Annotated in this window: 22 protein-coding genes and 1 pseudogene; 8 read left to right on the top strand and 15 right to left on the bottom strand. The window is 69.2% G+C overall.

Features of this window, described 5'->3' with window-relative positions; translation table 11 throughout:
• Nucleotides 1-83 precede the first annotated feature (83 nt).
• The 6 genes from ypfJ to gcl all read right to left on the bottom strand — a co-directional run bounded on the left by ypfJ (nucleotide 84) and on the right by gcl (nucleotide 7,703).
• The gene (gene ypfJ, locus AC1DKV_RS32560) at nucleotides 84-974 is read right to left on the bottom strand and encodes a KPN_02809 family neutral zinc metallopeptidase (RefSeq protein WP_441612945.1); all 891 of its coding nucleotides are present in this window, start codon (nucleotides 972-974) and stop codon (nucleotides 84-86) included.
• Between the two features lie 100 nt (nucleotides 975-1,074).
• The gene (gene pyk / locus AC1DKV_RS32555) at nucleotides 1,075-2,544 is read right to left on the bottom strand and encodes a pyruvate kinase (RefSeq protein ID WP_441612946.1); all 1,470 of its coding nucleotides are present in this window, start codon (nucleotides 2,542-2,544) and stop codon (nucleotides 1,075-1,077) included.
• Between the two features lie 79 nt (nucleotides 2,545-2,623).
• Entirely contained in the window at nucleotides 2,624-3,937 is a 1,314-nt protein-coding gene (locus AC1DKV_RS32550) for a glycerate kinase type-2 family protein (RefSeq protein ID WP_441612947.1), read from the bottom strand.
• 83 nt (nucleotides 3,938-4,020) lie between these two features.
• The gene (gene glxR / locus AC1DKV_RS32545; protein ID WP_441612948.1) at nucleotides 4,021-4,944 is read right to left on the bottom strand and encodes a 2-hydroxy-3-oxopropionate reductase; all 924 of its coding nucleotides are present in this window, start codon (nucleotides 4,942-4,944) and stop codon (nucleotides 4,021-4,023) included.
• A gap of 126 nt (nucleotides 4,945-5,070) precedes the next feature.
• Entirely contained in the window at nucleotides 5,071-5,853 is a 783-nt protein-coding gene (gene hyi / locus AC1DKV_RS32540; RefSeq protein WP_441612949.1) for a hydroxypyruvate isomerase, read from the bottom strand.
• 74 nt (nucleotides 5,854-5,927) lie between these two features.
• Nucleotides 5,928-7,703, bottom strand: a complete 1,776-nt coding sequence (gene gcl, locus AC1DKV_RS32535; protein WP_441612950.1) for a glyoxylate carboligase — start codon at nucleotides 7,701-7,703, stop codon at nucleotides 5,928-5,930.
• Between the two features lie 366 nt (nucleotides 7,704-8,069).
• Here gcl and AC1DKV_RS32530 point away from each other — a divergent pair, with 366 nt between their 5' ends.
• A complete protein-coding gene (locus AC1DKV_RS32530) occupies nucleotides 8,070-9,059 on the top strand; it encodes a hypothetical protein (protein WP_441612951.1) in 990 nt (329 codons plus the stop codon).
• On the opposite strand, the gene AC1DKV_RS32525 is transcribed toward AC1DKV_RS32530, so the two are convergent.
• Complete coding sequence (locus AC1DKV_RS32525; protein ID WP_441612952.1) at nucleotides 9,044-10,255, bottom strand: M20 aminoacylase family protein; 1,212 nt, start codon at nucleotides 10,253-10,255, stop codon at nucleotides 9,044-9,046. The two genes, AC1DKV_RS32530 and AC1DKV_RS32525, sit on opposite strands and share 16 nt — an antisense overlap.
• A 46-nt stretch (nucleotides 10,256-10,301) precedes the next feature.
• Nucleotides 10,302-11,612, bottom strand: coding sequence for an MFS transporter (locus AC1DKV_RS32520; protein ID WP_441643313.1), 1,311 nt, complete (start codon nucleotides 11,610-11,612; stop codon nucleotides 10,302-10,304).
• 322 nt (nucleotides 11,613-11,934) lie between these two features.
• Here AC1DKV_RS32520 and AC1DKV_RS32515 point away from each other — a divergent pair, with 322 nt between their 5' ends.
• The 3 genes from AC1DKV_RS32515 to AC1DKV_RS32505 all read left to right on the top strand — a co-directional run bounded on the left by AC1DKV_RS32515 (nucleotide 11,935) and on the right by AC1DKV_RS32505 (nucleotide 14,297).
• The gene (locus AC1DKV_RS32515) at nucleotides 11,935-12,870 is read left to right on the top strand and encodes a LysR family transcriptional regulator (protein WP_441612955.1); all 936 of its coding nucleotides are present in this window, start codon (nucleotides 11,935-11,937) and stop codon (nucleotides 12,868-12,870) included.
• 123 nt (nucleotides 12,871-12,993) lie between these two features.
• On the top strand, nucleotides 12,994-13,911 hold the full coding sequence (locus AC1DKV_RS32510) for a LysR family transcriptional regulator (protein WP_441612956.1): 918 nt from the start codon (nucleotides 12,994-12,996) through the stop codon (nucleotides 13,909-13,911).
• Nucleotides 13,908-14,297 (top strand): DUF2784 domain-containing protein, encoded by a 390-nt coding sequence (locus AC1DKV_RS32505; protein WP_441612957.1) that lies wholly within the window; start codon nucleotides 13,908-13,910, stop codon nucleotides 14,295-14,297. The genes AC1DKV_RS32510 and AC1DKV_RS32505 overlap by 4 nt, the downstream gene beginning before the upstream one ends.
• A gap of 15 nt (nucleotides 14,298-14,312) precedes the next feature.
• On the opposite strand, the gene AC1DKV_RS32500 is transcribed toward AC1DKV_RS32505, so the two are convergent.
• From AC1DKV_RS32500 to AC1DKV_RS32475, 6 genes are all read right to left on the bottom strand, one after another.
• The gene (locus AC1DKV_RS32500; RefSeq protein ID WP_441643314.1) at nucleotides 14,313-15,155 is read right to left on the bottom strand and encodes a crotonase/enoyl-CoA hydratase family protein; all 843 of its coding nucleotides are present in this window, start codon (nucleotides 15,153-15,155) and stop codon (nucleotides 14,313-14,315) included.
• A 21-nt stretch (nucleotides 15,156-15,176) separates the two neighbouring features.
• A complete protein-coding gene (locus AC1DKV_RS32495; protein ID WP_441643315.1) occupies nucleotides 15,177-16,829 on the bottom strand; it encodes a long-chain-fatty-acid--CoA ligase in 1,653 nt (550 codons plus the stop codon).
• Between the two features lie 161 nt (nucleotides 16,830-16,990).
• On the bottom strand, nucleotides 16,991-17,767 hold the full coding sequence (locus AC1DKV_RS32490; RefSeq protein WP_441612960.1) for an enoyl-CoA hydratase-related protein: 777 nt from the start codon (nucleotides 17,765-17,767) through the stop codon (nucleotides 16,991-16,993).
• Between the two features lie 39 nt (nucleotides 17,768-17,806).
• Nucleotides 17,807-18,628, bottom strand: coding sequence for an SDR family oxidoreductase (locus AC1DKV_RS32485; protein WP_441612961.1), 822 nt, complete (start codon nucleotides 18,626-18,628; stop codon nucleotides 17,807-17,809).
• A gap of 537 nt (nucleotides 18,629-19,165) precedes the next feature.
• Entirely contained in the window at nucleotides 19,166-19,855 is a 690-nt protein-coding gene (locus AC1DKV_RS32480; RefSeq protein WP_441612962.1) for a GntR family transcriptional regulator, read from the bottom strand.
• A gap of 45 nt (nucleotides 19,856-19,900) precedes the next feature.
• Nucleotides 19,901-21,325: a C4-dicarboxylate transporter DctA gene (locus AC1DKV_RS32475; RefSeq protein WP_441612963.1), complete on the bottom strand. Its 1,425-nt coding sequence runs from the start codon at nucleotides 21,323-21,325 to the stop codon at nucleotides 19,901-19,903.
• Nucleotides 21,326-21,749: 424 nt separating this feature from the next.
• Between AC1DKV_RS32475 and AC1DKV_RS32470 the strand changes: the two genes are divergently transcribed.
• Together AC1DKV_RS32470 and AC1DKV_RS32465 are read left to right on the top strand one after the other, a co-directional pair.
• Nucleotides 21,750-23,015, top strand: coding sequence for an allantoate amidohydrolase (locus tag AC1DKV_RS32470; protein ID WP_441612964.1), 1,266 nt, complete (start codon nucleotides 21,750-21,752; stop codon nucleotides 23,013-23,015).
• Between the two features lie 67 nt (nucleotides 23,016-23,082).
• Nucleotides 23,083-24,351, top strand: a complete 1,269-nt coding sequence (locus AC1DKV_RS32465) for a M20/M25/M40 family metallo-hydrolase (RefSeq protein WP_441612965.1) — start codon at nucleotides 23,083-23,085, stop codon at nucleotides 24,349-24,351.
• Between the two features lie 229 nt (nucleotides 24,352-24,580).
• On the opposite strand, the gene AC1DKV_RS32460 is transcribed toward AC1DKV_RS32465, so the two are convergent.
• Entirely contained in the window at nucleotides 24,581-25,216 is a 636-nt protein-coding gene (locus AC1DKV_RS32460) for a GNAT family N-acetyltransferase (RefSeq protein ID WP_441612966.1), read from the bottom strand.
• 204 nt (nucleotides 25,217-25,420) lie between these two features.
• Here AC1DKV_RS32460 and AC1DKV_RS32455 point away from each other — a divergent pair, with 204 nt between their 5' ends.
• The gene (locus tag AC1DKV_RS32455; RefSeq protein ID WP_441612967.1) at nucleotides 25,421-26,326 is read left to right on the top strand and encodes a LysR family transcriptional regulator; all 906 of its coding nucleotides are present in this window, start codon (nucleotides 25,421-25,423) and stop codon (nucleotides 26,324-26,326) included.
• 81 nt (nucleotides 26,327-26,407) lie between these two features.
• Nucleotides 26,408-26,539: pseudogene (locus AC1DKV_RS32450) on the top strand (arsenate reductase (glutaredoxin)); the annotation flags it as partial.

The following is a 26,539-nucleotide window of genomic DNA, read 5'->3' as shown; positions in this document are numbered from 1 at the left end:
GCGGACAATCTTTGCGTGCCCGATTGTCCACATCAGGGTCGGCGCTTGAGAGGAGAGCGCGGCCGCTCAGCCGCGCGCGGGCTTCAAAGCTGCTTGGCCGCGAAGGTGTCGCACTTGCGGATGTCGCCGCTGCTCAGGCCCTGGCGCAGCCAGCGCACGCGCTGCTCGCTGGTGCCGTGGGTAAAGGCTTCCGGCACCACGTAGCCCTGGGCCTGGCGCTGCAGCCGGTCGTCGCCGATGGCGGCCGCGGCCTTCAGGCCCTCTTCGATATCGCCGGGCTCGAGCAACTGCTGGTTCTGGCGCTCGGCGGTGGCGGCCCACACGCCGGCCAGGCAGTCGGCCTGCAATTCCACGCGCACCGAAAGCTGGTTGGCCTGCGCCTCGCCCATGCGCCGGCGCGCCGCATCGACCTTGCCGGACACGCCGAGCAGGTTCTGCACGTGGTGGCCGACCTCGTGCGCGATCACATAGGCCTGGGCGAAGTCGCCGCCCGCGCCGAAGCGCTTGCGCAGTTCGTCATAGAAAGCCAGGTCGATATAGACCTTCTGGTCGCCGGGGCAATAGAAGGGACCCATGGCCGACTGGCCGGTGCCGCAGGCGGTGGGCGTGGCGCCGGTAAACAGCACCAGCGTGGGCGGCGCGTAGCGGCGGTTGAGGTCGGTTTCGAAGATGCCGGACCAGGTGCGCTCGGTATTGCCCAGCACCTTGCGCACGAACACTGTCATCTGGTCGGTGGCGGGCGCATGGCTGGGCACATGCTGCGGCTGCGCCTGCTGCTGTTGCCCCTGCAGCACCGAGGCGCCCTGCATGATCACGGAAGGATCGATGCCGAAAAAGTAGGAGGCCGCCAGCGCCACGATGATGGTGCCGATGCCGATCGTCTTGGGTCCGGCGCCGAAGCCGCCGAAGCCGCCGGAACCCGCTCCCCGGCGATCTTCTACATTCTGGCTTTCGGCTTCGTCATCGAGACGCATGGTGGCTCCGCATTGCTGGTTGGTGGCCGCGGCAAAAGAGAGCCACGGCGTGCCGATCAGTATAGCAATGGCGGTGCAGCCAGCGAATGGGAGCGATGTATCAGGCCGTAACGGCGCCTGCCGCCGCGGCAAGCTGCGCCCGCCCGGGCCCGGCGCCGGCGATCTCCGCCACGCGCAGCAGGTTGGTGGTACCGCCCTGGCCGAACGGCATGCCCGCCGCGATGGTGATCTGGTCGCCCGGTTCGGCGTAGCCCTCGGCCAGCGCCGCGCGGGTGGCCGCGTTCACCATCTCGTCCACGCTCTGCACGTCCGGGCTGACAGTGGAGTGCACGCCCCAGGCGATCGCCAGCCGGCGTGCTATCTCCAGGTTCGGCGTGATGCTGACGATCGGTGCGCAGGGCCGCTCGCGCGCCGCCCGCAGCGCGGTGGCGCCCGACGAGGTGTAGGTCACCGTGGCCACCGCGCCGATGATCTGGGTGACCTCGCGCAGCGCCGCGCAGATCGCATCCTGGCGCGTGGACAGCGGTGCCTCGTGCTGGGCGTCGAGCAGGTTGCGGTAGAGCGGATCGCGCTCCACCTCGTTGATGATGCGGTCCATGATCGCCACCGCCGGCACCGGGTGGCGGCCGTTGGCCGACTCGGCCGACAGCATCACCGCGTCGGCGCCGTCGTAGATCGCGCTCGCCACATCGGAGGCCTCGGCGCGCGTGGGCACCGGCGAATCGATCATCGACTCCAGCATCTGGGTGGCGATGACGATGGGCTTGCCGTGCTGGCGGCACACGCGCAGGATGCGCTTCTGTACCCCCGGCACGCGCTCCGGCGGCAGCTCCACGCCGAGGTCGCCGCGCGCCACCATCACCGCGTCGGACACGCGCACGATTTCCTCGAGCTGCTGCAGCGCGGCCGGCTTCTCGATCTTGGACAGCACGCCGGCGCGCGTGCCGATGATCTCGCGCGCCTCGACGATGTCGGCCGGACGCTGCACGAAGGACAGCGCGATCCAGTCCGCGCCCAGCGCCAGCGCGAAATCGAGGTCCTTGCGGTCCTTCTCGGTCAGCGCGGGGATGGGGATGACCGCGTCGGGCACGTTGACGCCCTTGCGGTCGGACAGCGTGCCGTGGTTGACCACGCGCGTGACGATGCTGCCGCTGGCCACGGACTCGATCTTCAGTTGCACCTTGCCGTCGTCGATCAGCAGCGACTGGCCCGGCGCGGCCACGCGGAACAGCTCCGGATGCGGCAGGTGCACGCGGGTGGCGTCGCCGGCGCCGGGATCGCTGTCGAGCACGAACACGTCGCCGGCCTTGAGCGCGACCTTGCCCGCGGCAAAGGTGCCGATGCGCAGCTTGGGACCCTGCAGGTCCGCCAGCACGGCGATGGGCCGGCCGGTCTCGGCCTCGACCTGGCGCACCGCGTCGTAGCGGCGGCGATGGTCCTCATGGCTGCCGTGGCTGAAGTTCAGGCGGAACACATCGGCCCCCGCCTCGAACAGCTGGCGGATCACTTCGATGTCGGTGCTGGCCGGTCCGAGCGTGGCAACGATCTTGGCTTTGCGCTGGCGTCTCATTTTGTCTCCTCTTCCATTCTCGGGCGGCGCGCCGCGGCGGGCGCGCCTTTGTTCAAACACGGGGGCTTGCAGGCCCGTCTCACGCGATCAGGATCGCGCGGAAATCGTTCACGTTGGTGCGGGTCGGGCCGGTGACGATCAGGTCGCCGAGCCCGGCGAAAAAGCCGTAGCCATCGTTGTTGGCCAGGTGCGCGCGCGCCGACAGGCCGCGCGCCTGCGCGCGCACCAGCGTGTCCGGCGCCAGCAGCGCGCCGGCGTTGTCCTCGGAGCCGTCAATGCCGTCGGTGTCGCAGGCAATCGCGTGCACGCCGGGCAAGCCGTCGAGCGCCACGGCCAGCGCCAGCAGGAATTCGGCATTGCGTCCGCCGCGGCCGCTGCCGCGCACGGTCACCGTGGTCTCGCCGCCGGACAGCAGCACGCAGGGCTTCGCGAACGGCTGCGCGTGCTGCGCGATCTGGCGGGCAATGGCGGCATGCACCAGCGCCACCTCGCGCGCCTCGCCTTCGATGCTGTCGGACAGGATATGTGCCTCGAAGCCCAGTTCGCGCGCCCGCGCCGCGGCCGCTTCGAGCGACTGCTGCGCGCTGGCCAGCGTGACGCTGAGGTGGCCGGCAAAGCGCGCGTCGCCGGGCTTGGGCGTCTCTCCGGCGCCGCTCTCCAGGTGCGTGCGCACGTTGGCCGGTACCTCGATGCCGTACTTGGCGATCACCGCCAGCGCGTCGGCGCAGGTGGTGGCGTCGGGCAAGGTCGGGCCGCTGGCGATCAGCGTGGGATCGTCGCCGGGGATATCGGAAATCAGCAGGGTCTCCACGCGCGCCGGCGCGCAGTGCAGCGCCAGGCGGCCTCCCTTGAGCGCCGACAGGTGCTTGCGCACGCAGTTCATCTCGCCGATGTTGGCGCCGCTCTTGAGCAGCGCGCGGTTCACCGCCTGCTTGTCGGCCAGCGTGATGCCGGGCGCGGGCGCGGCCAGCAGCGCCGAGCCGCCGCCCGAAATCAGGCACAGCACGAGGTCGTCGGCGGTGAGGCCGCCGACCAGCTCCACCATGCGCTGCGCGGCGCGCTGGCCGGCTTCGTCCGGCACCGGGTGCGCGGCCTCCACCACTTCGATGCGGCGGCAATCCGCGCCATGGCCGTAGCGCGTGACCACCAGCCCGGACAGCTCGCCTTGCCAGTGCAGCTCCACCGCCTGCGCCATCGCGGCGGCGGCCTTGCCGGCACCGATCACCACGGTGCGGCCCTTGGGCGGTGCCGGCAATTGCGGCGGCAGGCAATGGCTGGCGCTGACGGCCGCCACGGCCGTGTCGAACAGGTCGCGCAGCAGTGCGCGGGGATCGCTGAGGCCGGCCGGGCGTGGCGGCACCAGCAGGGCAGAGTAGGAATCGGTGGCGTACATGGCTGGATCCGGAAATGCTGTCTCCCCGGCACGGCCGGGGAGCGGTACGGGCCTGCCATGCCGGCAGGCCTCGGCGGTGCCTCTTACTTGCTGCCCTTGGCGATCTCGTGGTTCGACATGATCTCGATGGCGCGGCACAGCGCCGAGTGATCCTGCTTGCCCAGGCCGTTGGCGGCGCAGGTATTGAACAGTTCCTGCGCGGTGGCGGTATTGGGCAGCGCCACGCCGAGCGCCTTGGCGCCCTGCAGCGCGAGGTTCAGGTCCTTCTGGTGCAGCTCGATACGGAAGCCCGGGTCGAAGGTGCGCTTGACCATGCGCTCGCCGTGCACTTCCAGGATGCGCGAAGCCGCGAAGCCGCCCATCAGCGCCTGGCGCACGCGCGCCGGATCGGCGCCCGCCTTGGAGGCGAACAGCAGCGCTTCGGACACGGCCTGGATGTTCAGCGCCACGATGATCTGGTTGGCCACCTTGGTGGTCTGGCCGTCGCCGTTGCCGCCCACCAGCGTGACGTTCTTGCCCATCAGCTCGAACAGCGGCCTGACCTCGTCGAAGGCCTCTTGCGGGCCGCCGACCATGATGGTCAGCGATGCCGCCTTGGCGCCCACTTCGCCGCCCGAGACCGGCGCGTCCAGGTAGGACGCGCCGAGCTTGTTGATGCGCGCGGCGAAGTCCTTGGTGGCGATCGGCGAGATCGAGCTCATGTCGACCACGATCTTGCTGTGCGCGGCCTCCTTGCCGGCGCCCTTGAGCGCGGCGGCCACGCCCTTTTCGGCGAACAGGACGGCCTCCACGTGCGGCGTGTCCGGCACCATGATCACGATGATGTCGGCGCGCTTGGCGACTTCTTCCGCGCTGGTGCAGACCGTGACGCCGGCGTCCACGAGCGCCTGCGGCGCGGGGTTGACGTCATGCACGAACAGCGTGTGGCCGGCGGCGCGCAGGTGGCCCGCCATCGGCGCGCCCATGATGCCCAGGCCGATAAAGCCGACGTTGCGTTGGTTTGCCATATTGTTGTCTCCTAGGGATGGTGAAAGATTCAGATTCGAAACCGGTTTGAAGGCGCGCCGCGGGCGCCGGGCCTGGCCAACAGGCTTTCCTCCCTCTCCCGCAGGCGGGAGAGGGAGCAAACCTTGCTACTGCACGCCGTGCGCGGCGCGCCAGCCCAGGCCTTCGACGGTGGTCGTGCGCGGCTTGTATTCGCAGCCGACCCAGCCGTCGTAGCCGATCTGGTCGAGCCACTGGAACAGGAAGCGGTAGTTCAGCTCGCCCGTGCCCGGCTCGTTGCGGCCCGGGTTGTCGGCCAGCTGCACATGCCTGATCTTCGGCAGGTTGGCCTTGAGCGTGGCGGCGATCTCGCCCTCCATGCGCTGCATGTGATAGATGTCGTACTGCACGTAGAGATTGGGCGCGCTGACCTGTTCGATCAGCGCCAGCGCCTGCTGCGTGCCCGACAGGAAGAAGCCGGGAATGTCGAAGGTATTGATCGGCTCGACCAGCAGGTCGATCTGTTCGGCGGCGAGCGCCCGCGCGGCGAAGCGCAGGTTTTCCACCAGCGTTTCCTGCGCCTGTTCGCGCCGCACGTTCTGCGGCTGGATGCCGACCAGGCAGTTGAGCTGGCGCACGCCAAGCACCTTGGCGTACTTGAGGGCCTCGCCCACGCCGTCCTGGAACTCGCCGACGCGGTCCGGATGGCAGGCGATGCCGCGCTCGCCCGCGTCCCACTTGCCGGCGGGCAGGTTGTGCAGCACCAGGTCGAGCTGGAAGCGGTTGAGGCGGTCCGCGATCTGGTCCGCATGGAACGCATAGGGGAACAGGAACTCGACGCCACGGAAGCCCGCACGCGCGGCGGCTTCGAAGCGGTCGAGGAAGCCCGCTTCGGTAAACAGCATGGTCAGGTTGGCGGCCAGTTTCGGCATGTCTCTCTCTCCGGGAAAAATGACGCCCCCGCTCCCGCCTGGAAGCGGGAGCCGGTGTCTTTGCGTTGCTCGGCTCAGGCCGTTTCGACTTCTTCGTTGAGGATGGCTTCCTCGATGTCTTCGACCGGCTCGAACTCGTTGATGTTGTCGATCTCGGTGCCCATGGCGATATTCGTCACGCGCTCGAGGATCACCTCCACCACCACCGGCACGGAGAACTCGGCCATCAGGTCGCGCGCTTCGGCAAAGGCCGGCGCGATGTCTTCGGGCTTGAACACGCGGATCGCCTTGCAGCCCAGCCCTTCGACCACCTTGACGTGGTCCACGCCGTAGCCGTTGAGCTCGGGCGAGTTGACGTTGTCGAAGGCGAGCTGCACGCAGTAGTCCATCTCGAAATTGCGCTGCGACTGGCGGATCAGCCCGAGGTAGGAGTTGTTCACCACCAGGTGGATGTACGGCACCTTGAACTGCGCGGCCACGGCCAGTTCTTCGATCATGAACTGGAAGTCGTAGTCGCCCGAGATGGCCACCACGTCGGATTCCGGCGAGGCCACTTTCACGCCGATGGCGGCGGGAATGGTCCAGCCCAGCGGGCCGGCCTGGCCGCAGTTGATCCAGTGGCGCGGCTGGTTGACCGACAGGAACTGCGCGGCGGCGATCTGCGACAGCCCGATGGTGGAGACGTAGCGCACGTCGCGCGGGAAGTACTGGTTCATCTCGCGGTACACGCGCTGCGGCTTGACCGGCACGTTGTCGAAATCGCTCTTGCGCTGCATGGTGCGGCGGCGCTTCTGCACGTCCGCCACCCAGCTCTTGCGGCACGGCAGGCGCCCGGCCATCTTCATGGCGCGCGCCACTTCCACGAACTGTTCCAGCGCGGCCTTGGCATCGGAGACGATGCCAAGGTCCGGGCCGAACACGCGGCCGATCTGCGTGGGCTCGATATCCACGTGCACGAACTTGCGGCCCTTCGTATAGACGTCGACGCTGCCGGTGTGGCGGTTGGCCCAGCGGTTGCCGATGCCGAGCACGAAGTCCGATGCCAGCATGGTGGCGTTGCCGTAGCGGTGCGAGGTCTGCAGCCCCACCATGCCGGCCTGCAGCGGGTGGTCGTCGGCCAGCACGCCCCAGCCCATCAGGGTCGGCACCACCGGCACGTTGACCAGCTCGGCGAATTCGACCAGCAGGTCGGCCGCATCGGCGTTGATCACGCCGCCACCGCACACGATCAGCGGGCGCTCGGCCGCGTTGAGCATGGCGATGGCCTTTTCGATCTGGGCGCGCGAGGCCGACGGCTTGTACGGCTGCAGCGGCTGGTAGGTTTCCGGATCGAACTCGATCTCGGCGACCTGCACGTCGAACGGCAGGTCGATCAGCACCGGGCCCGGGCGTCCCGAGCGCATCAGGTGGAACGCCTGCTGGAACACCTGCGGCACCAGCGCCGGCTCGCGCACGGTCACCGCCCACTTGGTCACCGGCTTGGCGATCGATTCGATATCCACCGCCTGGAAGTCTTCCTTGTACAGGCGTGCGCGCGGGGCCTGGCCGGTAATGCAGAGGATGGGGATCGAGTCTGCCCAGGCCGAGTACAGGCCGGTGATCATGTCGGTGCCGGCCGGGCCCGAGGTGCCGATGCACACGCCGATGTTGCCGGCCTCTGCGCGGGTATAGCCCTCGGCCATGTGCGAAGCGCCTTCCACGTGGCGCGCCAGGAAATGGTCGATGGTGCCGGCCCGGCGCATGGCCGAGTAGAACGGGTTGATGGCGGCGCCGGGCACGCCGAAGGCGGTGGTGATGCCTTCTTTTTCCAATACGGCGATGGCCGCGTCGACTGCTCTCATCTTGGGCATGTCTGTCTCCAATGTGCCTGCAATGTGTTCCGGGAATGTCGGGGAATGTCGGGAATGCCGCGAATTGCATTGAATCGCTGTTGGAGCCCATGCTATTCCCGCAGGCGGGGCGGGATAAAGGGAAGCGGGATCAGTTGATTCGATACTGTCGGTATGGAATTGCACCGGGAGACGGCGTACCCACCGCTGCGTGGCGGCCGGATTACCGCACGTTGTGTGACGACAACGGTACGTGCGAATTTGCAGGAAAAGGCCGGCGGCTTGCAGTCGCGCATCGCTACTTGCGCGTCAAATGGGGACAATGTGCGGGCGCGCGCCAGGAACCGGCGCATTGCGCGGAAATGATCCATCGCCAACCGAATTGCCATGCTGAACAGGCTCCCCCCTACCCGCGAACTGCTTGACGCGCTCAGGCGCAAGCCGCCCTCCCTGCCCGCGGCCGCCACGCCGCCTGCTGCCGGCGCGAGCCTGGCACAGTGGCAGCGCGGCCTGCTGGGCTTGTTCTGGGGCTGCTCGGTGGCCGCGCTGCTGGTCGCCGGCGCGGTGATGTTCGCCAAGGTCCAGTACCGGCAAGCGCCCGCGCCGTGGCTGCCGCGGCTGCTCTACTGCCTGCTGGCCGGCAGCGCGGCCGGGCTGGGCGGGCTGGTGCTCAGCCATGTGCCGGCGCTTGCGCGCAGGCTGCGCGATCCGCTCGGGCCGCTGGCCGCGCAGATCGACCGCCACGACGATGCGGAAAGCGCGCTGCTGCGCTCGCTGGCGCGCATTCCGGCCCAGGCGCTGCGCGCGCGCGGGCGCCGGGTCGAGCTGCATCTGCGGATGTGGGAAGGCATGGCGAAGGTCGCGGGCCTGCTGATCGCGGTGAGCCCGCTGGCGCTGATGCTGGTCACCGGCCTGCTGGAGCTGCCGCGCAACGGCGCGAGCCTGGTGCCGCTGCTGTCGCTGTACGGCGTGGCTTTCGTGGCGGGCGCCGCGCTCGTGGTGTTCCTGCAACTGCAGGTAGCCCGGCCGCTGCGGCGGCTGGCCTATGTGATGGCGGAAGCGGCCGAGATCAGCGCGCAGCTCGCGCGCCCGCTGCCGCCGGCCGCCGCCGGTGCGCTGCGCGCGGCAGCGGCGCCGGCAACGGTAGTGGTCGAGGCGCCGGACGTGACGCGGGATGCGGCACCGGAAGCGATACGCGAGGCCGCATCGGAAGCAGCGCCGGAGGCCACATCGGAAGCCGCATCGGAAGCCGCATCGCAGGCCGTACAGGGCGAACCCGTTGCAGCGGGCAGGCGGCCCGCCGTGCCCTCACCGGCGCCGGTGCCGCCGGCCAGTTTCGCCACGCGCCCGCATGCGCTGGATCATGCCACCAGATAGGTCCTGGCGAGCTGGACCCAGCAGGCCGCGCCCAGTGGCAGCACCTGGTCGTTGAAGTCGTAGCCGGGGTTGTGCACCATGCAGCCGCCGAACTCGCCTTCGCCGTTGCCCAGGATCAGGTAGCAGCCCGGCACCGCGTTGAGCATCCAGGCAAAGTCCTCGCTGCCGTTCAGGCCCTTGGGCGCCTGCGTCACGACCTTGTCGGCGCCGACCAGCGCAGTGCAGACCTGCTGCGCGATACGCGTCTCGGCTTCGGTGTTGACCATCGGTGGCGTCAGCTGGCGGTAGTCGATGTGTGCCTCGGCGCCGTGCGCCTGCGCGGTCAGGCTGACGATCTCGCGGATGCGCTGCTCCACCAGCGCGCGCGTCTCGGGGCGCGCGGCACGCACGTTCAGGCCCAGCGTCACCGATTCCGGAATCACGTTGTGGGTGGCGCCGCCGCGGATGAAGCCCACCGACAGCACCGCGGTATCGTCCGGCGCCACATTGCGCGCCACCACCGTCTGCAATGCCGTGATGACGGCCGCCGCCGCGGCGATCGGATCGCGCGCGCGGTGCGGCATGGCGCCGTGCCCGCCCACGCCCTTGATGGTCACGTCTGCCACGTCGGACGACAGGCTCACCGGGCCGGGCAGCACGCGGAAGGTGCCGGCCGGCACGCCCGGCATATTGTGCAGGGCATACACCGCGTCGCACGGGAAGCGTTCGAACAGGCCGTCCTCGATCATCGCGCGGGCGCCGCACAGGTTTTCTTCGTCGGGCTGGAAGATCAGATTGAGCGTGCCGTCGAAATCGCGGCTGTCGGCCAGCGCCTTGGCGGCGGCCAGCAGGATGGCGGTATGGCCGTCGTGGCCGCAGGCGTGCATCTTGCCGTGGTTCTGGCTGGCGTAGGGCAGGCCGGTGGCCTCGACGATCGGCAGCGCATCCATGTCGGCGCGGATGCCGAGCCGGCGCTTGCCGCTGCCGAGCCTGAGCTGCCCCACCACGCCGCTCTTGCCGATGCCGGCATGCACCTCGTAGCCCCAGCTCTGCAGCAGCGTGGCCACCAGCCTGCTGGTGGCGCCCACTTCGAAGCCGAGCTCCGGCTGCGCGTGGATCTGGCGGCGGATGCCGATAAACGTTTCGGCATCGATCTGGATCTGCGGCAACAGGTGCGGCAGCAGCTGGAACGGGGTCAGGGTCGGTTCGCGGGTCATGTCGGATTCCTTTGCGGCAATGGCAGGGCGGGGGAGAAGAGGGGGTTCACGCGGATTTCGTCTCGCGGATGCTCAGCACCGCGAGGATGGTCACCGCGCCGCAGGCCATCATGTAGAAGGCCGGCGCCATCAGGTTGCCGGTGCGCGCCAGCAGCCAGGTGACGACGAACTGGCAGGAGCCGCCGAACACCGTCACACCCACCGCGTAGATCACCGACAGGCCGCTGGCGCGCACCCGCGCCGGCAGGATCTCCATCAGCACCAGCAGCATCGGCGTGGAGCCCAGGTAGAGGCTCGCGGTCAGCAGCGCCGACAGGCTCAGCACCAGCGGCACGCTCGGGTAGTGGGTCATCAGCCAGAAGGCGGGGTAGAGCGCGACAAGCGTAAACGTCATGGCGCTCAGCACCAGCGGCTTGCGGCGCTCCAGGCGGTCGGCCAGCCAGCCGGACAAGAGCGAGGCCAGCAGGCAGACCAGACCCGTGACGCAGCCGGACAGCAGCGACAGCGAGGCCGGCAGATGCAGTTCGCGGATCATGTAGGTCGGCATGAAATACACCACCAGGTAGGTGCCGACGGTGCCGCCGATGATGGTCAGGATGCCTTTCGCGACTGTGCCGCCGTGCTCGCGGAACAGCGTGCCGAGCGGGCTGGGCGCATGGGCTTCGGCGACATGGGTCTCGTCCAGGTGCGAACGGATGTACAGCCCCACCGGCGCGATCAGCAGGCCCAGCACGAAGGGCAGGCGCCAGCCCCAGCTCTCCAGCGCGTCCGGCGGCAGCGCCGCGTACAGGACGGCTGCCGTGAGCGCGCCCAGCAGCGCCGCGATGCCCTGGCTGCCGAGTTGCCAGCTGATGCGAAAGCCCCGGCCCCTGACCCCGCCGGCCTCCATCAGCATGGAGGTGGAAGCACCGATCTCGCCGCCGAGCGAGAAGCCTTGCAGCAGCCGGCCGGCCACGATCATCAGCGGGCCGAGCACGCCAGCGAACGCATACGTCGGCGCCACCGCCAGGCACAGCGTGCCCGCCACCATCATGCCGATGGTCAGCGTCATGGCGGCCTTGCGGCCATGGCGGTCGGCGTAGTTGCCGATCACGAGGCCGCCCAGCGGGCGCATCACGAAGCCGATGCCGAACGTGGCCACCGCCAGCAGCAGCGAGCCGTAGGCGCTGTCGGACGGGAAGAACAGCTTGCCGATCAGGATGGCGAAGAAGCTGTAGACGGTGAAGTCGTACATTTCCAGCGCATTGCCCATCGAGCACGCGGCAATCAGGCGGAACTGGCTCTGGCGCGCCGGGCTGGCCGCCGCGGCATGGGAAGGCGCCAGCGCGGGGGCGGCGGGCAGGGTGGCATCGTTCATGTCGGATCTCCACGAACTGGTTATGGGCGTGGAGGCCGGCGGAGCCTGCGTCCAGCGTAGGGAGGAAGATTCCCTGGCGATGGAGTATTCAGGCAAACACGGCAGGCCGAAAATCATATATTTTCATCCCGATAACCAAATGGAATCGCCGTCATAACCGTTACCCGCCCGCTATCGGGGCAACTACCGAGAAGCCCGGCGGCAAGCGGCTTCGCGGGCGCCCGGCCGGCTTGCCGGGCGCGTGCAGCAAGCGTCGCCGCTTCACTCCGGCAGGGCACGGCGCACCACGGCGGGCAAAATCACAGGACGAGGAAACGACACGATGAAACTGCAGCAGCTGCGCATCCTGCTGGCGGTGGCCCAGCACGGCAGCATCCACGAAGCCTCGCGCAGCCTGCATGTGTCGCAGCCGGCGCTGTCCAAGGCCATCGCCGAACTCGAGCGCGAACTCGGCGTCACGCTGATGTCGCGCTCGGTGCGCGGCGTCAGCCTCACCGCCTACGGCGTGGCGCTGGTCAAGCGCGCCAGCCTGGTCGAGCAGGAGCTGCGCCACGCGCTCGAGGACATCGAAGCCATCCGCGGCCATGCCGACGCCCAGCTCAATATCGGCCTGACCGCGGTGGCCTCCAGCGGCCCCTTGCCGGACGCGATGGCAGCCTTTCGCCAGCGCTTTCCCAATGTGGCGCTGCGCGGCTTCGAGATGCGCCCGCAGCAGATTCTCGAAGGCCTGCGCGAAGGGCGCCTCGACCTCGGCCTGATCTCCACCAACAGCGGCCCCGGCACCGGCGCCTTCCAGTGGGAACCGCTGTTCTCCACCGGCATGTCGCTGGCCGTGCGCGCCGGGCACCCGCTGCGGCGGGTACGCCGGCTGCGGCCCCTGCTCGATGCCGACTGGCTCGTGCTCGACCCGCTCGACGACCCCGGCAGCCCGCTGGCCAGCCTGATGCGCCTGCACCGCTTCGACATGCCCAAGCGCGTGGTGCAAAGCGCTTCGAACCTGCTCGGCCTGCAACTCGCCACGCGCACCGACCTGATCAGCATGTGGTCCGACTTCGTCTTCGACGGCACCGGCCCGCTGCGGCTCGACCCCGCCTCGCTGGTGCGCCTGCCGGTCAGCGACGAACTGCCGGACTTCCGCGTGTTCCTGGTGTACCGCTCGGAGGACCTGATGACCCACGCGTGCGCGGAATTCAGCAAGGAGGTGCGGCACCGGGCGCAGGCGATGCCGCGCGGGCGGCCGGCCGGGCGGGCGCGCTGAATCGCGCAGCGGCGGGTACGCGGCGCGGGCCGCCCTGCGCACCGCCAGATCGCTGGCACGGTCCGCCGCGCATGCGTGGTTGCCGCCAAATGCGCCACAATGGCGGGCAGGAGACACAAGAGCATGGATAAACTCAAGCAGATCGAAGCCTTCATCGCCGTGGTGGAGCACGGCAGCATGGCGGCGGCGGCGCTCACGCAGGACGTGACGCCAGTGATGATCGGGCGGCGCATCAATGCGCTGGAGGCGCGCATCGGCGTGAAGCTGCTGCACCGCTCGACGCGCCGCATCGTGGTGACCGAGCAGGGCGCGGCGTTCATGGAACAGTGCAAGAAGGCGCTGGCGGACCTGGACCGCGCCGAGATGCTGATTGCCGAGGGCAAGCACAAGGCGACGGGGCATCTGATCGTGTCGGCGCCGGCGGCGTTCGGGCGCAAGCATGTGGCGCCGCATGCGCCGGCGTTCCTGAGCGCGAACCCGGACGTGCAGATTTCCTTCAACCTCACCGACCGCGTGGTCGACCTGGTGCGCGAGGGCTATGACGTGGGCATCCGCATCGGCGGCGCCATCGACCCGAACTTCGTCGCCATCAAGCTCGCCACCAACAAGCGCGTGGTGTGCGGCACGCCGGCCTACTTCGCGCGCCACGGCGTGCCGCAGACGCTGGACGACCTGGCCAAGCACAATTGCCTGGCGTTCAACCTGCAGGGCGGCCAGCAGCGCGGCTGGTATTTCCAGCAGGACGGCAAGACGGTGACGGTGCGCGTGAACGGCAACCTGGACTGCAACGACGGCGAACTGCTGCACCGCTGGGCCGGCGAGAGCCTGGGGCTGGGCTGGCGTTCCACCTGGGAGATCCTGCCGCAGCTCGAGAGCGGCGAACTGATCACGGTGCTGGACGAGTATGCGCTGCCGGACTACGACATCCTGGCGGTGTACCCGCAGCAGCGGCCGGTGCCGGCCAAGATCCGCTTCTTCATCGAGCACCTCAAGGCAGCCTTCGCGGTGCCGGGCTACTGGACCGGGCGGCGCACGCCATGATGACGCAATGGCTGGCCGATGCGGTGGTGCTGGTGCATCTGGCCTTCATCCTCTTCACCATGTTCGGCGGCATGCTGGTGCTGCGCTGGCCGCGGCTGGCGTGGCTGCACCTGCCGGCGGCCACATGGGGCGTGGTGGTGGAATGGAGCGGCTGGATCTGCCCGCTCACGCCGCTGGAGAACGCGCTGCGCGAGCAAGCCGGGCAGCAGGCCTACGGCGGGGATTTCGTGCAGCACTACATCATGCCGCTGATCTATCCGGACGGCCTCACGCGCCATACGCAGTTCGTGCTGGGCGTGCTCGTCCTGCTGCTCAACCTCACGGTCTACGTGGCGCTATGGCGGCGCCGGCAAGACCGGCAGCGGGGCACGGGCCGGCACGTATAGGGCCGGCCCCGCGCACTACGCGGCCGGCCTGAACACCGGCGCGCGCTTTTCCAGATTGGCCAGCACCGCCTCGCGCTGGTTGGCGGCGCCGATCAGGCGATCCTGTTCCACCGATTCCGCTTGCAGCACAGCCGCGCCGTCGCCGTCCTCGCCGACCTGCATCAGCCGCTTGGCCGCGCGGATCGCGTCCGGGCTGCGCGCCGCGATCGCGCGCGCGGTGGCCAGCGCCACGGCACGCGGATCGTCCACCACCGCGGTGGCCAGCCCCAGCGCGCAGGCTTCCTCGGCGCCCACGATGCGGCCGCTGTAGATCAGCTCGCGCAGCCGGTCCGGGCGCACCAGCCCGCGCATCAGCACCATGCCGGCCATGTCGGGCACCAGGCCCCATTTGATCTCCATCACCGACATGCGCGCGTCCGCGGCGAGGTAGCGGATATCCGCGCCGAGCGCCACCTGCAGGCCGCCGCCGAAGGCCACGCCATGCACCGCGGCAATCACCGGCACCGGCAACTCGCGCCACACCATGCACGCGTACTGCGGCCGGTTTGAGATGCCGTGGGTGCGCGCGGCCAGCCGGCCCGCGGCGATGTCGCCATCGTTCTTCGCGCCGCTGGCCAGGCCGGACATGCTCTGCATGTCGAGCCCCGCGCAGAAGGCGCGGCCTTCGCCGGACAGCACCACCGCGCGCAGGTCCGGTTCGCGCATGAGACGCTCGCCGGTCTCGATCAGCGCATCGAACATGGCGGGGTCGAGCGCGTTCATCTTGTCGGGGCGGTTGAGCCTGACTTCGGCCACGCCGTTGTCGATGGTGAGGACGATGCGCTGCGCGCCGTCCGCTGCGTTGCTGTCATTGCTCATCTGGTCTTGCTCCGTGCCTGGTTATCGTTCTGCCGTGGGCAGGACATGGTCCTTGAATTGTTCGCGCAACCTGACCTTGAGCAGCTTGCCGGTGGCGGTGTGCGGCAGCGCGTCGACAAAGGCCACGTCGTCCGGCACCCACCATTTCGCCACGCGCGCGGCGAGAAAGTCGAGCAGCTCGGCGCCGCCGACTTCCTTGCCGGGCCGGCGCACCACGACCAGCAGTGGCCGCTCCTGCCACTTGGGATGCGGCACGCCGATCACGGCAGCCTCCGCCACGGCGGGATGGCCCATGGTGGCGTTCTCCAGGTCGATGGAAGAGATCCACTCGCCGCCGGACTTGATGACGTCCTTGGCGCGGTCGACCAGCTGCACGTAGCCGTCGGCGTCGATGTTGGCCACGTCGCCGGTGTCGAACCAGCCGTCGGCATCGAGCGCGCTGTGCCCTGCCTTGAAGTAGGACGAAGCGATCCACGGCCCGCGCACCTTGAGCCGGCCGAAGGCCACGCCATCGTGCGGCAGCGCGCGCCCCTCGTCGTCCTCGATGCGCAGGTCCACGCCCCACAGCGCGCGTCCCTGCTTGAGCTTGACCTTCAGCTGTGCCTGCGCGTCGAGCGCCTCGTGCCTGGGCAGCAGCGTGCTGATCACGCCGATGGGGCTGGTCTCCGTCATGCCCCAGCCCTGCACGAAGCGCGCGCCGAACTGTTGCTCGAAGCGCTCGATCATGGCCGCCGGCGCCGCCGAGCCGCCCACCCCGGCGAGCCTGAGCCCGAGCGCGCGCGGGTCGATCTCGGGATGCGCGTCGAGGTACTGGAACAGCATCAGCCACACGGTGGGCACCGCGGTGGAGAAGGTCACGCGTTCGTCGCGCAGCATGCGATAGACGTTTTCGCCGTCAAGGTGCTGGGCCGGCAACACCATCTTGGCGCCGGTCATGGCGCAGGCGTATGGCATGCCCCAGGCATTGGCGTGGAACAGCGGCACCACCAGCAGGATCGTGCTGTCCGCGCCCACCCCGAAGGTGTCGGCGGCGCAGGCCTTGAGGCTGTGCAGCACGGTGGAGCGGTGCGAGTACAGCACGCCTTTCGGATTGCCGGTGGTACCCGAGGTGTAGCAAAGCGACGAAGCGGTGCGCTCGTCGAACTGCGGCCATGCGTAGTCCTCGCTGCCGGCATCCAGGAGATCCTCGTAGCACAGCAGGTTCGGCAGCTTGCCGGCAAGGTCGAGCGCGGCGGTGCCGGCGCGGTCCGCCATCGCCACGTAGTGCGTGACGGTGGGCAGGCGCGGCGCGAGCTGCGCCACCAGCGGCGCGAAGCTGGTGTCGAAGAACAGGACCTTGTCCTCGGCATGGTTGATGATGTATTCGACCTGCTCGGGAAACAGGCGGGGATTGACCGTGTGCAGCACCACGCCCGCGCCCGAAACGCCGAAGTACAGCTCCAGGTGCCGGTGGGTGTTCCACGCCAGCGTGCCCACGCGGTCGCCCTGGGCAACGCCGAGACCGGCCAGCGCGCTGGCGGCACGCCGTGCGCGCCGATGCACCTCGGCATAGTTGCTGCGCACCGTGCCGCCGTCGATCGTGCGCGACACGATCTCCTGCTGCGGGTGGTACTGCGCGGCGTACTCGATCAGGGAAGAAATCAGCAACGGACGGTCTTGCATGAGGCCAAGCATGATGCGCGTCTCCTGGTTTCGTTGTGCTGCTGTGTGGTGACTACTCTTTCGGGTGCGCCGGGGCGGGTGGCCGCCCTCTCCCCGCAAGGGCAGAGCGGTGGCCCGGCCCGGCGCCGCATCGGGCGAGGCCGGCGGCTTGCGCCGGGACGCCGGCGCAAAACTCAGCGCCCCTTGAACGCCGGCTTGCGCTTCTCGAGGAAGGCGGCCACGCCCTCCCTGAAGTCCTCGCTGCCCGACGCACGCGTTTGCAGCGAAGCCTCGCGTTCGAGCTGCTCGGGCAGGTTGCTGTCCATGCTGGCGTTGAGCGCTTCCTTGATCAGGCCGTAGGCGAAGGTGGGCATCTGCGCCAGGTGCGCGGCAAGCTTGGCGGTCTCGGCGGCCAGGGCGTCGTCGGCATGGACCTTCCATACCAGGCCGATGCGGTGCGCTTCCTCGGCATCGATCTTCTCGGCCAGGATGGCCAGCGCGCGGGCACGCATCTCGCCGGCGTAGCGCGGCAGGAAGTAGGTGCTGCCGGCGTCGGGCACCAGGCCGATCTTGGAGAAGGCCTGCATGAAGGACGCGGAGCGTCCCGCCAGCACCACGTCGCCGGCCAGCGCCAGGCTCATGCCGGCACCGGCGGCCACGCCGTTGACCGAGGTGATGACGGGCTTGGACATATTGCGCAGCGCCAGGATGATCGGGTGGTAGCGCTCGCGCAGCAGCGTGCCGGAATCCTTCATCTCGCCCTGGCGGCCCGCGAGGTCGGCCCCCGCGCAGAAGCCGCGGCCATTGCCGGTGAGCACCACCGCGCGCACGGCGGCGTCCTGCGCGGCGCGTTCCACCGAGGCGCGCAGTTCCGCCATCAGTTCGGCGTTGAGCGCATTGAGCACGTCGGGGCGGTTCAGGGTGATGGTGGCCACGCCTTCGGCGGCGTGATAAAGCACTGGAGAAGTCATGCTGTCATCCTTGTCAATCAGGGCTGGAGAAAATCGGGCTCAGGCCGGCTTGCCGGGCGCCTTGGGCGGATGCAGGGCATCGGCCGAGGCATCGCCCAGCTTGCTGCCGCCGTCGCAGTCGACGATGGTGCCGGTGATATAGCGTGCATTGGTGGTGGACAGGAACAGCGCGGTGTCCGCGATGTCGTCCTTCTCGCCGTAGTCGCGCAGCGCCAGGCGCGCCTTGAAGCGGGCTTCCATCTCCGGCGTGGGCGCCAGGCGCGCCATGCCCTCGGTGCCGCCGATGGGGCCGGGAGAAATGCCGTTGACGCGCACGCCGGCCGGTCCCCACTCCATCGCCAGGCACTTCACCAGCATGTTGATGCCGGCCTTGGCGGCGCAGACGTGCGCCTGGAACATCATGGCGTTGACGGCCTGCGGCGCGGTGATGGCGATCAGCGAGGCACCGGGCGCGTTGAGGAAGGCGAAGCACGCGCGGAACACATTGAAGGTGCCGATCAGGTCGATGTCGACCACGGTCTTGAAGCCATTGGCGGACATGCCCAGCGCGGGCGCGACGAAGTTGCCCGCCGCGCCGGAGATCACGATGTCGATCGGGCCGAGCTCGTCGCGCGTGCGCGCCAGTGCTGCCTCCACCGCGCCGTAGTCGCGCACGTCCGCCGCCATGCCGATGGCGCTGCCGCCGGCCTCGTTGATGGTGGCGGCAGCCGCGGCGATGCGTTCGGGATCGCGGCTGATCAGCGCGAGCCGCGCGCCGGCCCGGGCGAAGTGCTGGGCGATCCCCAGGTTGATGCCGGACGAGGCGCCGGCGATAAAGACGACCTTGCCGGCCAGCACGCCGTCCCTGAATGCGTTTGACATGGCTTTCCCTCCCTCGGTTGGGGTCGGATGACGAATATCGGATGGCGCCCGGCCCGGGAGGACGGGCTGGCGGATCAGCGGCAGGCGCGCGCAAGCGCGGGGCCGGGCCGCATGGCGGCGGGCCCGGGCGTGGCCGGGCAATGGCTGGAACGGTTCATGTCTGTCTCCTGGCGGGTGCCTTTGCTCTTCTTTTATCTTCTTTTAAGCGGCCTCTGACTTGGGCCTCCGACATCCTACTCCGATGCCGCGATTCGATCACGCGCATCCGCAGCAACAAGCGGACGCGCGGCGCGCAACAAGCCGGGCCGGCGCGGCGCAGGGCAAGGACGAGGAAACAGGCGGCACGGAAGCGGCCGCGCAAAAGAAAAAGCCCGCACCCAGGCCGGCGTGCGGGCAGGGGATCCGCTCGCGGACCACCTAGTGCCATGAAGCGCGCCCCCGCAGCTTCATGACGGTTCCATCATGGGGCAGGGCGGCCCGGTGCGTCTTGACCCTGGTCAAGGCTGATGTGCGGCCGCGCCAGGGCGGCCCCCATGCTCAGGCGAGCAGCGCGGTCACCAGGTCCTTGCCGCGCGCGGCCGGCGCCTGCTCGAAATGCAGCGCGGCCTCGACATGGCTCAGGTGTTCCACCATCAGCGTCACCGCGCGCTCGGTGTCGCCGGCGCGGGCCGCCTCGATGAATTCGCGGTGCTCGTCGGAGGAGCAGGCGGCATCGCGGCGGGACTGGTAGAGCATGGTGATCACGGCGCTGCGCATCGACAGTTCCTGCAGCATGCCGGTCAGCACGCCGTTGCCGACCACCTCGGCCAGCAGGATGTGGAAGTCGCCAAGCAGGCGCGTGCGCACCTGCGCGTCGCTGCCGGCCAGCGCCTTTTTCTCGGCGGCCAGATGGCGGTCGATGCGCTTGTAGTCCGCGGCGGTCGCGCGCGTGACGAACTCGCGCGCCAGCGCCGCCTCCAGGATGCGGCGTACCGCGAACACTTCGCGCGCCTCCTCGGCGCTGGGCTTGGCCACGAAGGCGCCCTTGTCCGGCACGATCTGGATGACCTTGTCCTTGGACAGCATCAGCAGCGCGGCGCGCACCTTGGTGCGGCTGACGCGGTAGACGCTGGCCAGCGCCTCCTCGCGCAGCTTGGTGCCGGGCGGCAGCCGGTGCGAAACGATGGCCGCGACGATGTCTTCGGCGATCGCTTCGGCGGTCATGGCAGGGTCGATGTGCTCGGGCATGGTGGCGCGCTGGCGCGGCCTCTCGTGATCAGGAATGCCGAGATTCTAGCGCCCTGCGGCCGCGCCGGGCAGCGGGGCTGCCCCGGGGGTGGCCGGACCCGCTTCATGCGGGGCCGGCGCGAGGCCCGCATCGAGCTCGGTGGCATCGATCTTGCCGTTGAGCACATCGTGCGCGCGCACGCGGTCGATGTCCTTTTCCCAGGCCGCCACGACCACGGTCGCCACGCAGTTGCCGACCAGGTTGCCCACCGCCCGGGCGATGCCGATGAACCAGTCGACCGACAGCACCAGCACCAGGCCGATGGCCGGAATGGCCGGGTGCGCCGACAGCGTGGCGGCCAGGATCACGATGGCGGAGCCGGGAATGCCGTGCGCGCCCTTGGAGGTGACCAGCGCCACCGCCAGGATGCCGAGCAGGTCGCCCATGGCCAGCGGCGTGTTGGTGGCCTGGGCGATGAACACGGCGGCCAGCGTCAGGTAGATCGAGAACGCGTCCAGGTTGAAGGAATAGCCGGTGGGGATCACCAGGCCGACCACCGATTTCTTGATGCCCATGAACTCCAGCTTCTTCATCACCTGCGGCAGCACGCTGTCGGACGACGCCGTGCCCAGCACCACCAGCAGTTCGGCGCGCAGGTAGCGGATCAGCTTGAGCACGGAGAAGCCGCACAGGCGCATCACCGTGCCCAGCACCACCAGCACGAACAGCGCGACCGCGCCGTAGAACACCATCACCAGGTAGCCGAGCTGCTTGAGCGAACCGATGCCGTACTTGCCCACGGTGAAGGCCACCGCGCCGAGCACGCCCAGCGGCGCGAGCTTGATGATGAAGCCCATCATCTTGAACAGCGTGTGCGAGAACGTATCGATGATGCCCACCAGCGGGCGGCCGCGCTCGCCCACCAGCGACAGCGCGCAGCCGAACAGGATCGAGACCAGCAGCACCTGCAGCACGTCGCCGTTGGCGAAGGCTCCCATCACCGTGTTGGGAATCAGCTTGAGCAGGAAGTCCACCGTGCCGGCGCTCTTGATCTTGTCGGCGGTGTCCACGTAGGCCGCCATCGCCGAGGCGTCGAGCGAGGCCGGGTTCACGTTCATGCCGGTGCCGGGATGGAACAGGTAGGCCAGCGCGATGCCCAGCGCCAGCGCGATGGTGGTGACCACCTCGAAGTAGAGCACCGCCTTGAGGCCGACCCGGCCTACCTTCTTCAGTTCGCCGGCGCCGCAGATGCCCGCCACCACCACGCAGAACACGATGGGGCCGATCAGCATCTTGATCAGCTTGATGAAGGCATCGCCAAGCGGCTTGAGCCTGGCGGCGAACTCAGGGAAGAACAGGCCGAGCAGCGTGCCGAGCAGCAGGGCGATCAGGACCTGGCCGAACAGCGAGCGAACGAAACGGGCGAAAGGGGATTGCGGAGCGGACTGGGGGCGGCCGGAAGCGGCTCCCTGCTGGACTGCTGGGTGCATCGTTGTCTCCATGCGGTCGCGTCCATGCCTGGCTGGCGCGACCTGTCAAAGGCTGCAGGAATGCCGGCTGCCGCTGCGCTGCATTGCTGCGCGGCCGGCCTGGCGTGCCGTGCGCCGCGCCGGGTGAAGGCGGCGGCGCTCGCGGATGGGCCCTCCTGTTGGAGCGGAATCCACGCAGTTCGCTGTCCGGGACAGATTGTCCGCAGCGAATTGTTGGAACGTGCCGGTCAATATAGTGCATATCATTTTTGTATGCAATTTTTGAATTCACTGTGCTAAGATGAATCGCACAGAATAGAGCTCTCTCGACGAGAGTCGCGGCGCCCGGCACCCCGGCCCGGCCTGCCCCATGGCAGCGCTGGCGCGGTGCTTGCTTGAGACGGCGCCTTCGCATCCGCGCACGCACTTCCAGCAGGAGACACGCATGGCAGCATCCCTCTCGCCCGCCCCCGATACCGGCGCGCGCATCATGGCCTGGGCCGACGACCTGGCCGTCCACACCGAGCAGCCCGGCATGCTCACCCGCACCTACCTGACCGAGGCCCATCACGGCGCCGCGGCGCAACTGGCCACGTGGATGCGCGAGGCCGGCATGACGGTGCGCCGCGATGCCGCCGGCAACGTGATCGGCCGCTACGAGGGCACCAGCCCGGATGCGCCGGCGTTGCTCACCGGCTCGCACTTCGACACCGTGCGCGACGGCGGCCGCTACGACGGCAACCTCGGCGTGATCCTGCCGGTCGCCTGCGTGGCCGAATGGAACCGCCAGGGCAAGCGCTTCCCCTTCGCCATCGAGGTGGTGGGCTTCGCGGAAGAAGAGGGCGTGCGCTTCAAGGCCACGCTGCTGGGCAGCCGCGCCATCGCCGGCACCTTCGACACCAAGGTGCTGGACAACGTGGACGACGCTGGCCAGACCATGCGCGACGTGATGCGCGCGGCCGGCTTCGACCCCGCCGGGCTGGATGCCGCCGCGCACCCGCGCGACAAGGTGCTGGCGTTCGTGGAAGTGCATATCGAGCAAGGCCCGGTGCTGCTCAACGATGGGCTGGCACTGGGCGTGGTGACGGCGATCTCGGGCGCCACGCGCTTCATCATCGAGCTCGAAGGCCTGGCCGGCCACGCCGGCACGGTGCCCATGGACATGCGCCGCGACGCGGCCATGGCCGGTGCCGAGATCGGCCTGTTCATCGAGCGCCGCTGCGGCGGCATGGCCGGCCTGGTCGGCACCGTGGGGCAGTTCAACGTACCCAACGGCGCCGCCAACGTGGTGCCGGGACGCGCGGTGTTCTCCATCGACATCCGCGCCGGCGAGGACGCCGTGCGCCAGGCCGCGGTGAACGACGTGCTGGCCGAGATCGAGCGCGTGTGCGCGCGCCGCAACGTGCGCGTGCAGATCCGCAAGACCCACGAGGCCGTCAGCGTGCCGTGCGCGCCGTGGCTGCAACGCCAGTGGGCCGATGCCATCGCCCGCCAGGGCCTGCCGGTGCGGCACCTGCCGTCCGGCGCCGGCCATGACGCCATGGCGATCGCCGCCATCGCCGACGTGGCCATGCTGTTCGTGCGCTGCGGCAACGGCGGCATCAGCCACCACCCCACCGAGATCATGACCGCCGGGGATGCCGCCAGCGCGGCCGCGGTGTTCACCGATTTCGTCGAGCACTTCGACAAGCATTCCGCGCCGCAGCGATAAGAGCGCGGCAGCAACCACATTCCCGCAATACCGCTATACCGAAAACCGAAAACCGCCGAGACAGGATATGACCGCACGAGACAACGTAAGCCCGCTGCAGACCACGCTCACCACCTACATCGACACGCAGCGCCCCGCGCAGGAGTCCTTCCTGGCCGAGCTGGTCAAGGTGCCCTCCGACAATCCGCCCGGTGACTGCGACGCGCACGGCAGCCGCGCCAAGGTCCTGCTCGAAGGGCTGGGCTTCCAGGTCGAGGCACACAAGGTGCCCGACGAACTGGTCAAGGCCGCCGGCATGATCAGCGCCACCAACCTGGTCGTGCGCAAGACCTTCGGCAGCGGCGGCCCCACCATCGCCATGAACGCGCACGGCGACGTGGTGCCCCCGGGCCTGGGCTGGACCAAGGACCCGTACGGCGCCGAGATCGGCGACAGCGAGCACGGCCCGGTCATGTACGGCCGCGGCGTGGCCGTGTCCAAGTCCGACTTCGCCACCTACACCTACGCGGTGCTGGCGCTGATGGAAGCCGAGAAGCAGGGCGCAAAGCTCAATGGCACGGTCGAGCTGCAGTTCACCTACGACGAGGAAACCGGCGGCGACATCGGTCCCAAGTTCCTGCTCGACCAGGGCCTGAGCAAGCCCGACTACGCCATCTCGGCGGGCTTCTCCTACGGCATCACCTCGGCCCACAACGGTTGCCTGCACGTGGAAGTGACGGTCAAGGGCAAGCAGGGCCACGCCGCCATGCCGCATACCGGCGTGGACGCCATCGAGGCCGCCACCCATATCCTGCAGTCCATCTACGGCCTGCGCGCCGAACTGGCCACACGCAAGTCGAAGACGCCGGGCATCGATACCGCCACGCTGAACGTCGGCCTGATCAAGGGCGGCATCAATACCAACGTGGTGCCTGACCTGGTGACCTTCCGTGTCGACCGCCGCATGATCCCCGAGGAAATCGGCTTCGATGCCGAAGGCGAGATCCGCGCCGTGGTCGAGAAGGCCGCCGCGCAGCGCCCGGGCATCGAAGCGAAGGTCGAGCGCATCATCCTGGCCGAGCCGCTGTCCGAGCTGCCGGGCGTGGAGAAACTGATCGACGCGCTCAAGAGCCGCGCCGAGGAAGTGTTCGGCGTGGAGATCCCCGTGCAAGGCGTGCCGCTCTACACCGATGCGCGCCACTACACCGCACGCGGCATTCCCACCGTGCTGTACGGCGCCGGCCCGCGCACGCTGATGGAAGCCCGCGGCCACAATTCGGACGAGAACCTGCGCCTGAACGACCTGAACCGCGCCACCAAGGTGGTGGCCCTGGCGCTGTCGGACCTGATGGGCTGAACCGGCTCGCCGCCCGCTGCAACGGGTTCGCGGCGGGCGGGCATCCGGGCGTCGGTGCGTTGGCGCCGCCGCCCGGAGCAAGGTTGCTTGAGTTCCGGGCTGGTGCTCCGGGGCCGTATGGCACCGGCCCGGAACCCGGGCATTCAGGGGATAAATAATCTGGCCGCTTTCAAGCGGCCATTTTTTATTCTCCGATATGATTCGCGGCGTTGGCGCCGCGCGCCAGGCGCTACAGCCTGGCGGCGTGCCCGGCCGGCAGGCTCTCGTCGCCGTCGCCCAGCGCGCGCTGCATCAGCACGGTATCGATCCACTGCCCGTGCTTGAACCCCACCGCCTGCAAGCGCCCGATGGTGCGGAAGCCCAAGCGCTCGTGCAGGGCCAGCGAGCCGGCGCCCTCGCCGCTGGCGGTGCAGGCCACCACCGCCACCATCTGCCGCCACGGGCCGTTCTCGCAGCGCGACACCAGCGCCGCCAGCAACGCCAGGCCAAGGCCCTGGCCGCGATGGCGTTCGTCGATATAGACCGAGTCCTCGATGGCAAAGCGGTAGGCGCTGCGCGTGCGGTAGGCCGAGGCATAGGCATAGCCGAGCACCTGGCCGCCGCGCTCGGCCACCAGGTAGGGCAGGCCCTGGCGCCTGACCTCGGCGTGGCGCAGGCGCATGTCGTCCACACCCGGTTCGACCTCCTCGAAGGAGGCGCGGCCATGGCGCACGTGGTGCGCGTAGATGGCCTGGATGGCGGGGATGTCGGCCGCGGTCGCATCGCGTACCGACGGGCTGGCGCCGCCCTGCACGGCGGCGGTGGCGTTGGCCACGGCCAGCGGCGTGGCCGAGGCTGCGGAAAGGGTGGCGAGAGGCGTCTTCATGGGCGGCAATGTCTGGGGCAGGAGCGAACCCCGGAGGGAACGCTGGGCGATCAGGTAGTGCCGCTACCTTACCGCGCCGCGATGCTATAAAGGAAGCTTCGCTGACTTATGCCGTGCATAAGTATTTCTTTGCCATTCGCCGCTTGCAGCTTGCCCGCTTGCCGCTTGCCCGATCCTGCTTGCCGCCGCCGTTCGCTATTTGCCATGCGCCACCTCAATCCCGATTTCCTGCAAGCGTTCGCCCTGGTCTGCGAGCTGGGCAGTTTCTCGGCCGCCGCCGAGCGCCTCGGCCTGAGCCAGCCGGCGGTCAGCCTGCAGGTGCGCCAGCTCGAGCAGCGCTACGGCCTGCGCCTGCTGGAGCGGGTGGGGCGCCGCGTGGTCGCCACCGCTGCCGGCGAAGACCTGCTGGCGCACGCGCGTGGCGTGGCCGGCGCGCTGGCGGCGGCCGACGACAGCATGGCGCGCCACGCAGGCGGCGTGATCGGGCGGGTGCGGCTGGGCACCGGGGCCACCGCCTGCATCTACCTGCTGCCCTCGGTGCTGCGCGAACTGCGCCGCACCCTGCCGGCGCTGGAGATCGTGGTCAGCACGCTCAATACCGGCGAAGCGCTCAAGGCGGTGGAAGACAATGCGCTGGACCTGGCTTTCGTCACGCTGCCGGCCGCGGGACGCACGCTGGACATCACGCCGGTGCTGCAGGACCCCTTCGTCGCCATCGGCCCTGCCGACGACGAGCCCTTGCCGGCCACCGTGGCGCCCGCCGACCTGGCCGGACGCCCGCTGGTGCTGTTCTCGCCCGGCGGCAATACGCGCCGGCTGGTGGACGAGTGGTTCCTGCGCGCCGGCATCAGCGCGCGTCCGGTGATGGAGCTGGACAGCGTGGAGGCCATCAAGGAACTGGTCGGCGCCGGCCTGGGTTATTCGGTACTGCCCGGCATGGCCCTGCCGCCCGGGCAGCCGCGCGCACGCATCGCCGTACGCCCGCTGGCACCGCCGCTGGCGCGCACGCTGGCGCTGGTGCTGCGCCATGACAAGCCGCTGCGTGCCGGGCTGCGGGCCACCGTGGCGGCCGTGCGCGCGCTTGCACCGGCCCGGGCGGGCGCCGGCTGAGCGGGATGCGGTCGCGCCGTGCCGCTTGTATAGTGCGGGTTTGCGCGTCCGTGCGCAGGGTATCGGACTAGGAAGACCGCCATGATCACCATCTATCACAATCCCCGCTGCTCCAAGTCGCGCGAGACGCTGGCGCTGGTCGAAGCTGCCGCAGCGCGGCTGGGCGAGCCCGTGGAAATCGTCGAATACCTGAAGACGCCGCCGACGCTGGCC

This window comes from Cupriavidus sp. 05T41, assembly GCF_056396525.1.
This window is presented reverse-complemented; position numbering and strand designations above follow the sequence as displayed.